Origin of the sequence: Streptomyces lateritius, assembly GCF_014649715.1 — a bacterium.
GTDB lineage: Bacteria > Actinomycetota > Actinomycetes > Streptomycetales > Streptomycetaceae > Streptomyces > Streptomyces lateritius.
This window is the reverse complement of sequence record NZ_BMTO01000009.1, coordinates 15,331-26,930: the sequence shown is the minus strand read 5'-3', so window position 1 is coordinate 26,930 and position 11,600 is coordinate 15,331. Positions and strand designations below refer to the sequence as shown.

The 11,600-nt window shown below is 69.9% G+C and carries 7 protein-coding genes; 2 read left to right on the top strand and 5 right to left on the bottom strand.

Annotation, left to right across the window (positions count from 1 at the left end; all coding sequences use genetic code 11):
- Position 1: 1 nt before the first annotated feature.
- Entirely contained in the window at positions 2-4,972 is a 4,971-nt protein-coding gene (locus IE136_RS19310; RefSeq protein ID WP_189600947.1) for an NAD-glutamate dehydrogenase, read from the bottom strand.
- A 421-nt stretch (positions 4,973-5,393) separates the two neighbouring features.
- Between IE136_RS19310 and IE136_RS19305 the strand changes: the two genes are divergently transcribed.
- Positions 5,394-5,951: a DJ-1/PfpI family protein gene (locus IE136_RS19305; protein ID WP_158987821.1), complete on the top strand. Its 558-nt coding sequence runs from the start codon at positions 5,394-5,396 to the stop codon at positions 5,949-5,951.
- Positions 5,952-6,019: 68 nt separating this feature from the next.
- Here IE136_RS19305 and IE136_RS19300 read toward each other — a convergent pair whose 3' ends face one another.
- The 3 genes from IE136_RS19300 to IE136_RS19290 form a co-directional block, all read right to left on the bottom strand.
- Entirely contained in the window at positions 6,020-6,229 is a 210-nt protein-coding gene (locus IE136_RS19300) for a hypothetical protein (RefSeq protein ID WP_158987823.1), read from the bottom strand.
- 373 nt (positions 6,230-6,602) lie between these two features.
- A complete protein-coding gene (locus IE136_RS19295; protein ID WP_158987825.1) occupies positions 6,603-7,280 on the bottom strand; it encodes an HAD family hydrolase in 678 nt (225 codons plus the stop codon).
- Positions 7,281-7,330: 50 nt separating this feature from the next.
- On the bottom strand, positions 7,331-7,837 hold the full coding sequence (locus tag IE136_RS19290; RefSeq protein WP_158987827.1) for a DUF6912 family protein: 507 nt from the start codon (positions 7,835-7,837) through the stop codon (positions 7,331-7,333).
- A 277-nt stretch (positions 7,838-8,114) separates the two neighbouring features.
- Here IE136_RS19290 and IE136_RS35805 point away from each other — a divergent pair, with 277 nt between their 5' ends.
- Complete coding sequence (locus IE136_RS35805) at positions 8,115-8,681, top strand: Rv3235 family protein (protein WP_229818962.1); 567 nt, start codon at positions 8,115-8,117, stop codon at positions 8,679-8,681.
- A gap of 66 nt (positions 8,682-8,747) precedes the next feature.
- Here the strand turns inward: IE136_RS35805 and secA are convergent, their stop codons facing one another.
- Positions 8,748-11,546, bottom strand: coding sequence for a preprotein translocase subunit SecA (gene secA / locus IE136_RS19280; protein WP_158987829.1), 2,799 nt, complete (start codon positions 11,544-11,546; stop codon positions 8,748-8,750).
- Positions 11,547-11,600: the final 54 nt, after the last annotated feature.

Here is an 11,600-nt window from a genome sequence, read left to right as displayed (position 1 = left end):
GCTAGCTGTGCGTGCGCAGCAGCTGCCGCATCGTCCGCATGGCCACCGACAGGTTGGCCAGGTCGAACGTCTCGGAGCTCTGGATCTCCTCCAGCGTCGTCCGCGCCCGGCCGAGGATCGCCGCGTTCTTCTCCTCCCACGCCTTGAACCGCTGCTCCGGGCTCGCGCTCCCGTCGCCCGCCGCCAGCACGTCCGCCGTGAGAGCGGCGTGGGCGGCGAACAGGTCCTCGCGGATGGAGGCGCGGGCCATCGACTGCCACCGGTCGGCGCGCGGCAGTTCGATGATCCGGTCCATGAGCTGCGTGATCCGCAGCCGGTCGGCCAGGTCGTAGTAGACCTCGGCGACCGCCATCGGGTCCTTCTCCGTGCGGTCCGCGATCGCGACGATGTCGAGGATCGGGAAGGCGGAGGAGAAGCCGGCGACCCGCAGGGCGAGCTTCTCCGGGACGCCCACGGCCGTCAGCTCTTCCAGGATCTGCTGGTACCACTCCAGGTCCGCGCCGCGCAGCAGCTGCGGCAGCTCGGCCCAGACCTGTTCCACGCGGTCGCCGAAGAAGTCGACGGTCTCGGCGAGCTCGAGCGGCTGCGGGCGGTTGCCGAGCAGCCAGCGCGTGCCGCGCTCGACCAGGCGCCGCGAGTGCAGCCGCATCCGGGTCTGGAACTCGGCCGGTACCTGGTTGTCGAGCGCCTCGACGGCGTCCCAGACGTCGCTGAGCCGGAAGATGGCGCGGGCGGCGGTCTGCGCGCGGACGATCTCCTCGATCGAGGCGCCCGTCTCCTCGCGGAGGCGGTGCAGGAAGGTCGAGCCACCGCTGTTGACCGTGTCGTTGACCAGGATCGTGGTGATGATCTCCCGGCGCAGCGGGTGGCTGTCGATCGCCTCCGGGAACTTCTCGCGCAGCAGCGTCGGGAAGTACGTGTGGAGAAGTTCGCGCAGGTACGGGTCGTCCGGCAGGCCGGTGCCGATCAGCTCGTCCGCCACGGTGATCTTGGTGTACGCGAGGAGAACGGCGAGCTCAGGCTGGCTCAGGCCCTTGCCGGCGTTGAGCAGCTCGCGGATCTGCCGGTCGTTGGGCAGGAACTCCAGGGAGCGGTCGAGGTGCCCGTCCCGGCCCAGCCGGCGCATGAAGCGCTGGTGGGCGTGGAGCAGGGACGGCGACTGGGCGACGGCGTTGGCCAGGGCCACGTTCTGCGCGTAGTTGTTGCGCAGCACGAGTCGGCCGACCTCGTCGGTCATCTCGGCGAGGATCTTGTTGCGCTGCTTGACGGTCATGTCGCCCTCGACGACGAGCCCGTTGAGCAGGATCTTGATGTTGACCTCGTGGTCGGAGGTGTCCACGCCGGCGCTGTTGTCAATGGCGTCGGTGTTGACCTTGCCGCCCTCGCCCTCGGGGCCGCCCCTGCGGGCGAACTCGATGCGGCCGAGCTGGGTCAGACCGAGGTTGCCGCCCTCGCCGACGACCTTCACCCGCAGGTCCTCGCCGTTGACGCGGATGGCGTCGTTCGCCTTGTCGCCGACGTCCGCGTGGGTCTCGGCGGACGACTTGACGTACGTACCGATGCCGCCGTTCCACAGCAGGTCGACCGGCGAGTGGAGGATCGCCTGCATCAGTTCGGCCGGGGTCATCTTGGTGACGCCGGCGTCGATGCCGAGGGCCGTGCGCATGTGCGCGTTGATCGGGATCGACTTGGCGGTACGGGGGTGGATGCCGCCGCCCGCGGAGAGCAGCTCCGTCTTGTAGTCGGCCCAGGAGCTGCGGGGCAGCTCGAAGAGACGGCGCCGCTCGGCGTACGAGACGGCCGCGTCCGGGTTCGGGTCGATGAAGATGTGGCGGTGGTCGAAGGCGGCGACGAGCCTGATGTGCTCGGAGAGCAGCATGCCGTTGCCGAAGACGTCGCCGGACATGTCGCCGACGCCGACGACGGTGAAGTCCTCGGTCTGGGTGTCGTGGCCGAGCTCGCGGAAGTGCCGCTCGACGGACTCCCAGGCGCCGCGGGCGGTGATGCCCATGCCCTTGTGGTCGTAGCCGGCCGAGCCGCCGGACGCGAAGGCGTCCCCGAGCCAGAAGCCGTAGCCGACGGCGACCTCGTTGGCGATGTCGGAGAAGGTCGCGGTGCCCTTGTCGGCGGCGACGACCAGGTAGGTGTCGTCCTCGTCGTGGCGGACCACGTCGACCGGGGGCACGACCTCGCCTGCGACCAGGTTGTCTGTGATGTCGAGGAGCGCCGAGATGAACGTCTTGTACGAGGCGATGCCCTCGGTCAGCCAGGCGTCGCGGTCCACGGACGGGTCCGGGAGCTGCTTGGCGACGAAGCCGCCCTTGGCGCCGACGGGCACGATGACGGTGTTCTTCACCATCTGCGCCTTGACCAGGCCGAGGATCTCGGTACGGAAGTCCTCACGCCGGTCGGACCAGCGCAGGCCGCCTCGGGCAACCTTGCCGAAGCGCAGGTGGACGCCCTCGACGCGCGGCGAGTAGACCCAGATCTCGAACGCCGGGCGGGGCGCGGGGAGGTCGGGGATGGCCTGCGGGTCGAACTTCATCGACACGTACGAGTGCGGGCGTCCGCTGTCCGACTTCTGGAAGAAATTGGTCCGCAGGGTCGCCTTGATGACGGTGAGGAAGGAGCGGAGGATCCGGTCCTCGTCGAGGGAGGCGACCTGGTCCAGGGCGCCGTCCAGCTCCTCCAGGAGCCCGTCGATCAGCTCGGTGCCGGCGCGCTGGCGCTCCGGCGCCATCCGCGCCTCGAAGAGGGAGACGAGGAGCCGGGTGGTGTGGACGTTGTTGCGGAGGGTGTCCTCCATGTAGTCCTGGCTGAACGTCGAACCGGCCTGGCGCAGGTACTTCGCGTAGGCGCGCAGCACCATCGCCTCACGCCAGGTCAGCCCGGCGGAGAGGACCAGCGCGTTGAAGCCGTCGTTCTCGGCCTCGCCGGTCCAGGTCGCGGCGAACGCCTCCTGGAACCGCTCGCGGGCGTCGTCACCGAGGTAGTCGCCGCCGTTGCCGGTCGCGGCGGGCATCCGCAGACCGAAGTCGTAGATCCACGCGTGCGTACGGTCGGCGCAGCGCAGCTCGTACGGGCGCTCGTCGATGACCTCGACGCCGAGCCGGTTGAGGACCGGCAGGACGGCGGAGAGGGAGACCTGCTCACCGCCCTTGTAGATCTTGAAGCGGCGCTCGGAGGGGCCGGTGCCGACCGGCTCGTACAGCGAGAGGGCGAACTCCTTGCCCGTGCGCTTCAGCTGCTCCAGGTGGACCAGGTCGGCCACGGCGGCGCGCGGCGAGTGGTCGGCCTTGTACCCCTCGGGGAAGGCGTTGCCGTAGCGGCGCAGCAGCTCGGCGGCGCGCTCCTCGCCGCACTCGGCGTTGAGGGCCTCGGCGAAACCGTCGGCCCAGGAGCGGGCGGCCTCGACGAGACGGGCCTCGATGCGCTCCTTGTCGGCGTCGGTCAGGTGGGTCAGCTCGGTGCCGGCGGCGACGCGCACGACGAAGTGCAGCCGGGTGAGCACCGACTCGGTGCTCATGAGGGTGAAGTCGACGCTGGTGCCGCCGAGCTCCTCCTTGAGGATGTCGGTCAGGCGCTCGCGGACGCCGGTGTTGAAGCGGTCGCGCGGCAGGTAGACGAGGGCCGAGTAGAAACGGCCGTACTCCTCCTGGCGCAGGTACAGCCGCAGCCGGCGGCGCTCCTGCAGGTAGAGGACGCTGGTGACGATCTCGCGCAGCTCGTCGGGCGGGGTCTGGAAGAGCTCGTCGCGGGGGTACGTCTCCAGGATCTGGAGCAGGTCGCGGCCGTCGTGGCTGTTCGGCGAGAAGCCGGCGCCCTCCAGGACCTCCTGGACCTTGCGGCTGATGACCGGAACCCGACGGACGGACTCGGTGTACGCGGCGGAGGAGAACAGGCCCAGGAAGCGCCGCTCCCCCACCACGTTTCCTTCGGCGTCGAACTTCTTCACGCCCACGTAGTCGAGGTACGAGGGGCGGTGCACGGTCGCGCGGCTGTTGGCCTTGGTGAGGATCAGCAGCTTGTGCTCGCGCGCCTTGGCGCGGGCGTCGGCGGGCAGCCGGCTGAAGGACGGCGAGACCGGGTGGGCGTGGTGGTCGTCCTGGCCGCTGTGGTGCGGGTCGGAGCGCAGGATGCCGAGGCCGGTGCCGGGGACGGCGGCCAGCGCGTCACCGTCGACCAGCTCGTACTCCCGGTAGCCGAGGAAGGTGAAGTGGTCGGCGGCGAGCCAGCGCAGCAGCTCGCGGGCCTCTTCGACCTCGGTGGAGCGCAGGTCGTCGGGGGTCGGCTCGCCGGGCAGGTTCTCGGCGATGCGCAGCGCCGCCTCGCGCATCTTCTCCCAGTCCTCGACCGTCTCGCGGACGTCGGACAGGACGCGCAGCAGGTCCGTGGTGATCTGCTTGAGGTCGGCCCGGTCGGTCTCGCGGTCGATCTCGACGTGGATCCAGGACTCGGTGAGCACGTCGTGCGGCAGCCCGGCCTTGGTCCCGGCGGACTCGGAGCTGAGCACCTCGATGAGCCTGCCGGTGACGTCACGGCGGACGAGGACCTGCGGGTGGATCACGACGTGGATGCCGCGGCCCTGGCGGGAGAGCTCGTTGGTGACGGAGTCCACGAGGAACGGCATGTCGTCGGTGACGACCTCGACGACGGAGTGGCTGCAGGTCCAGCCGTTCTCCTCGACCGTCGGGGTGTGCACGCGGACGTTCGCGGTGCCCTGGGGGCGGTTCTCCGCGAGCCGGTAGTGCGAGAGGGCGGCGCCGAAGACGTCCACCGGATCGCGGTCCGTGAGGTCCTCGGGCGCGGTGTGCAGGTAGTAGCGCTGGAGGTAGTCGAGCAGGGTGTCCCGGTCGGGCCTCTCCCCGTTCTCAGGCCCCGTCGGAAGTCGCCCCCCGGCCGGGCTGTTCTCAGCTACCCGGGCGGCCCTGTCGAGCAGCTCGGCCTTGGCTTCGTCCAGCTTGGTCTGCATGTCCTCTGGCTCCTGTCGCGCGCCGTTGCGTGACGTCGGTAGAAACGGCACATCGCCACGACGCGGTGATACCGGTCGAAGTCGACGTGAGGCCGTGATGAGAGATGTCCAGGTCGAATCCGGCCACCGCGGGTGGCACGTCCGGACGGAGAGGATCAGCGAACGCCCTGTCGACCCGGCCGTTGACACGGGCCGGGCGGAGGCCGGGGGCTTCGCTGCCCCCACGGCGTATCGCGCTGATCACGGGAAAAGCCTATCGCTCCCGACCCCCGCGCCGTCATGAGCCGTATGTGTACAAAAGAGGGGGTGGAAGTTTGACGTTATGGACAGCGACACATGTCCTCTTGGCAAGGCACGGCGACGCGAGGAGTCTGGCAGCAACACTCCGACGCGCGGGGCACCACCACCGGATCTGGGAGTCGTGATGGCGAAGATCTTGATCGTGACCGGGGACGCGGCGGAGTCGCTGGAGGTCCTCTACCCCTACCAGCGTCTCCTCGAGGAGGGCTACGAAGTCGACATCGCGGCCCCGGCGCGCAAGCGGCTGCGGTTCGTGGTCCACGACTTCGAGCCGGGCTACGACACGTACACGGAGAAGCCGGGGTACACCTGGCCCGCCGACCTGGCCTTCTCCGAGGTCGACCCGGGCGACTACGTGGCCGTGGTGATCCCGGGCGGCCGCGCCCCGGAGTACCTCCGCAACGACCCGGAGCTTCGCAAGATCCTCAAGTCGTTCTTCGACGCGGACAAGCCCGTGGCCCAGATCTGTCACGGCCCCCTCCTGACGGCTGCGATCGGCGGCCTGGAGGGCCGCAGGGTCACCGCGTACCCCGCACTCGAGATCGACATGCAGGCGGCGGGCGCGAGCTTCCAGGACACCGAGGCCGTCATCGACGGCACCCTCGTCTCCTCCCGCGGCTGGCCCGACCACCCCGCCTGGATGCGCGAATTCCTGAAGGTCCTCCGCAGCAAGGCCTGACCGGGGGGCGACGGGCGGGGGCGCGGGCGGGGCGTCGTTCTGCGACCACCTCCGCCCGCGCCTCTCGCTCACCGCCGGACGTTCACGGTCACCCGCAGCCCGCCGGTACCGGCGACAGCCACCCCGACCGCACCGACGGCCACGGCCACCTCGCCGTGACCGCCCACCGCCAGGCCGGCCGCCACGACCATCGCCAGCAGACCCACGCAGGCCGTAAACCAGGGCAGAGCACGGCTGCCGCCGTCGGGCTTGTCTGAGATACCGTCGAGAGACGCCATGGGAACCACTCTCCTCGCAACAGGGGACCCCGTCGGCGCGCGAGGGAGATCCGGGAAAGAACGAGGCCAGCCGCCAAGCAAGGGCCTCGCCCGGGTCTCCCTTCGTCACGTCCAGGGGCCGTCGGACGCGCTGCCATCGGACGCTTCCGTCAAGACCCGCTGGGCGTAAGCCCGTTGAGAGGTGTGACCGTCCGTCAGCGCATCACGAGCCTACCGGTCGTCGCCACGGTGCCGTCATGTTCCGTTTGTGTACAAGAGGGGGTGTGGAAGTTTGACGTTATGGACAGCGACGGGCTCTGGTTTGGCAGAAGGTGAGGCTTGACGCCACGCACCCGGGCTCCCCGGCCGTGTCACCGAGCCGCGTCACCCCTGCCTAGACCAGCTCCTCCGCCACCTCCACCGCCTCCGCGAGCGAGTCGACCACCGGCACACCCACCCTCTCGAGCGACGCCCGGCTGTGCGACCCCCCGGTGTACAGCACCGCCCGCGCACCGACGTGCGCCGCCGCCACCGCGTCGTCCGCCGCGTCCCCGATCACCACGATCCGCGAGGGGTCGACACCCTCCAGGGCGGCCAGATGGCGCACCATGTGCGCCGACTTCCCCGCCGTGGAGGACCCGACCCGCCCGTCCACGCGGACGAACCGCTCCTCGATCCCGTGCCGCCGCACCAGCGGTACCAGGTCCGTGTGCGGCGCCAGCGAGAGCAGCGACTGTGTCAGTCCGGACTCCTGCCGCGCGGCCAGCAGCTCCGCCGCCCCGACCGTGAGCCCGCACGTCTCCGCCCGCTGCCAGTAGTGCTTGTGGAAGACGCCGTCCATCAGCGTCCACTCGTCGTCCGTGGGCAACCGTCCCATGAGCCGCTCGTAGAATTTCGGCACGGGCACCATGTACAGCTCGCGGTAGCGCGCGAGCGTGATCGGCGCCAGGCCGAGTTCGGCGAAGGCCGCGTTCGTCGCCCCGATGACGGCCTCGATGTCGTCGAGGAGTGTGCCGTTCCAGTCCCAGACCAGGTGCTTGGCGTGCTTGCCGTTCTTCCCGCGCTTCCCCATGCGAAGACGGTACCGGCCCGCTCCGACAAACGCCCTGGGCCGGCCGCTCCTCAGGCCAGCAGCCCCGGAATCTCCTGCACCCCGAACCACAGCAGCTCGTGGTCCTCCGCCCCGTCCACCGTGAACTGCGCGTCGTCGTCACCCTGGTCCGCCGCCCCGAGCGCGGCCGCCGCGGCGGCGACGTCCGTCTCCGCGTCATCCGCGTCGGCGTGCACGGCCGCCGCCTTCGTCAGCGGTACGGGACCGGCGATCCGGACCTCACCCAGCGAACCGGCGTCCAAGCCCCGGTCGGGGTCGGCCGTCGCGTCCTCGTCCGCCACGTCGACGGCGACGACGACCCGGCGCCGCGCGGCCGAGGGGTCGCCGGCGATCAGTCGCAGCGAGGCGGCGGCGGCCCTGCTGAGCGCCGCGTACTCGAGCTCCTCGATGTCGTCGGAGACGTACCACTCGCGCAGGGCGGGGGTGACGGCGTAGGCGGTCAGCAAGCCGGGGCCCAGCTCGCCCGCCTTGTGCGCCTGTGCGAGACCGGGGAGGGTCAGGGGGACGTACACGCGCATTGGCTGGCCGCTTTCGTAGTCGGAAACGCCCTCAGGATACGTGCGGAGTCCCCCTTCGGGGTCTCCAGGCCGCCCTCCCGGCGGTCCACCCGACGCATTGCCCGGGCCCCGTGACATCAGGCCCGCAGAAGCACGCGGTCACTCTGATAGGTGAATCTTCCGGGCGGCCACCCGGGCGCCCCGAGCCTCTTGCAGGGGCGGTGAGCAGCCCCGTACAAGATCCCCAACAGAAGTTACCGCCCGGTAGACCGCCGGGTGCGAAGGACGGGGACCGGGAATGGACACCATCACCACCACCACGACAGCCACCCGCGGCCGGGAAACGACCGCCGACGATCTCGCCCCACCCGCGGCCACCACCCGCCCCCGGACCCCACGCCCGCGAACCGCGCCCCGGGGCCCCGCCGGAACCGGCCCCCGCGGTACGGCCGGCAGCCGCCCCCCGGTGGGCCTCTCACGCGCCCGGACGGCGCCCCGCGTCCTCCCCCCGCACGCGATGTTCGCCGAGCGTCTGCTCGCCGTCCTGAGCGGCGAGCGGCCCGTCCACTGGATGCTCGGGCAGACGGTCGGAGAGGCGTACGAACAGCTCGTCCGGCTCGCCCCGCAGAGCCCCCTCAGGGCTCAGGCTCACGGCACCCGCCCCGTGATCCGCCGCTGCGCCGTCCAGGCCCGCCCCGGCGCCGTCGAGGCCTTCGCGGTGATCGCCGTCGGCGGAGGAAGGGTCAGGGCCATGGCGTTCCGCCTGGAGCGGGGAGCCGACCGCCGGTGGCGCTGCGCCGCGATCGAGCTGGACGGCCTCCACGCGCGCGTGCCCGCCCAAGGCCGTCCCGCCGGCCGGACATGACGGAGGGGCCGGCACCTCACCAGGTGCCCGGCCCCTCCGCCCATCCGTCCTGCGTCTCGCGGCGCCTTACTTCTTACGGCGCCGTCCGCCGCTGCTCTTCTGCGCCTTGCGGCGCTCCGCGCGCGTCAGACCGTCACCGGCGGCGTCGTCGCTGACGAAGTCGCCCTCGACGATGCTGCCCTCACCGTCCACCTTGGGAGCGGTGAAGTGCAGGCGGTCGGGCCGCTGCGGGGCCTCGAGCCCCTTGGCGCGGATCTCCGGACGCCCGGCCGGCACCGCGTCCTCCTTGCGGAGCGAAGGAGCCGCGTCCTGCACCGGGACCTCCTCGACCTGCTGCTCGACCTGGACCTCCAGGTTGAACAGGTAGCCGACGGACTCCTCCTTGATGCCCTCCATCATGGCGGTGAACATGTCGAAGCCCTCGCGCTGGTACTCGACCAGCGGGTCCTTCTGGGCCATCGCGCGCAGGCCGATGCCCTCCTGGAGGTAGTCCATCTCGTAGAGGTGCTCGCGCCACTTGCGGTCGAGCACGGAGAGGACGACCCGGCGCTCCAGCTCACGCATGATGTCCGAGCCGAGCGACTTCTCCCGGGCCTCGTACTGCTCGTGGATGTCGTCCTTGACGGCCTCGGCGATGAACTCGGCGGTGATGCCCGCGCGGTCGCCGGCCGCCTCCTCCAGCTCCTCCACGGTGACCTTCACCGGGTAGAGCTGCTTGAACGCGGTCCACAGCCGGTCGAGGTCCCACTCCTCCGCGAAGCCCTCGGCGGTCTCCTGGCGGATGTAGTCGTCGATCGTGTCGTCCATGAAGTGGCGGATCTGCTCGTGCAGGTCCTCGCCCTCCAGGACCCGGCGACGCTCGCCGTAGATGACCTCGCGCTGGCGGTTGAGGACCTCGTCGTACTTCAGGACGTTCTTACGCGTCTCGAAGTTCTGCGTCTCGACCTGGGACTGCGCGGAGGCGATGGCGCGCGTGACCATCTTGTTCTCGATCGGCACGTCGTCCGGCACGTTGGCCATCGCCATGACGCGCTCGACCATCTGGGCCTTGAACAGGCGCATCAGGTCGTCGCCGAGCGACAGGTAGAAGCGGGACTCGCCCGGGTCGCCCTGACGGCCGGAACGGCCGCGCAGCTGGTTGTCGATGCGGCGCGACTCGTGGCGCTCGGTGCCCAGCACGTAGAGCCCACCGAGCGACTTGACCTCCTCGAACTCCGCCTTGACGGCCTTCTCGGCGCGCTCCAGGGCGGCGGGGAGGGCCGCGGCCCACTCCTCCACGTGCTCGACCGGGTCCAGGCCCATCTGGCGCAGCTCGGCCTCGGCGAGGTCGTCCGGGTTGCCGCCGAGCTTGATGTCGGTGCCTCGGCCGGCCATGTTCGTCGCGACGGTGACGGCGCCCTTGCGGCCGGCCTGGGCGACGATCGTCGCCTCACGGTCGTGCTGCTTGGCGTTGAGCACCTCGTGCTGGATGCCGCGCTTGGAGAGCTGCTGCGAGAGGTACTCGGACTTCTCGACCGACGTCGTACCGACGAGGATCGGCTGGCCCTTCTCGTGCTTCTCCGCGATGTCGTCGACGACGGCCGCGAACTTGGCGACCTCGGTGCGGTAGATCAGGTCCGACTGGTCCTTGCGGACCATCGGCTTGTTCGTCGGGATCGGGACGACACCGAGCTTGTAGATCTGGTGGAACTCGGCGGCCTCGGTCATGGCCGTACCGGTCATGCCGGACAGCTTGTCGTAGAGGCGGAAGAAGTTCTGCAGGGTGATCGTGGCGAGGGTCTGGTTCTCGTCCTTGATGTCCACCCCTTCCTTCGCCTCGATCGCCTGGTGCATGCCCTCGTTGTAGCGGCGGCCGGCGAGGATACGGCCGGTGTGCTCGTCGACGATCATGACTTCGCCGTCGATGACGACGTAGTCCTTGTCCTTCTTGAAGAGTTCCTTGGCCTTGATGGCGTTGTTCAGGTACCCGACGAGCGGGGTGTTCACCGACTCGTAGAGGTTGTCGATGCCGAGCCAGTCCTCGACCTTGGCGACGCCGGACTCGTGGATGCCGACGGTCCGCTTCTTCTCGTCGACCTCGTAGTCGCCGGTCTCCTCGATGCCCTTCAGCGGGTTTCCGGGCTCGCCCCTGGTCAGGCGGGTCACCAGCTTGGCGAAGTCGCCGTACCACTTGGTGGCCTGGTCGGCCGGGCCGGAGATGATCAGCGGCGTACGGGCCTCGTCGACGAGGATGGAGTCGACCTCGTCGACACAGGCGAAGTTGTGGCCGCGCTGGACGAGCTCGTCCTTGGACCACGCCATGTTGTCGCGCAGGTAGTCGAAGCCGAACTCGTTGTTCGTTCCGTACGTGATGTCGCAGGCGTACTGCTCACGGCGCTGGGCCGGAGTCATGTTCGCCAGGATGCAGCCGACGGACAGGCCCAGGAACTTGTGGACCCGGCCCATCATCTCGGAGTCGCGCTCGGCGAGGTAGTCGTTCACCGTGATCAGGTGCACGCCCTTGCCGGAGAGCGCGTTCAGATACGCGGGCAGCGTGCCGACGAGGGTCTTGCCCTCACCGGTCTTCATCTCGGCCACGTAGCCGAGGTGCAGGGCGGCGCCGCCCATCAGCTGGACGTCGTAGTGGCGCTGGCCGAGGACGCGCTTGGCGGCCTCGCGGACGGTCGCGAAGGCCTCGGGGAGCAGGTCGTCGAGGCTCTCACCGTCGGCGTACCGCTGCTTGTACTCCTCGGTGAGCGCCCGCAACTCGGCGTCGGAGAGGTTGACGAAGTCCTCTTCGATGGAGTTGACCTGGTCCGCGATGCGGTGCAGTTTGCGCAGGATCTTGCCTTCGCCTGCACGCATGAGCTTGTTGAAGACGGACACTGAGGCTGGTCTCCTTGCCGGTCGGGCCTGGCACTGGGTCTTGTCATGACTCGG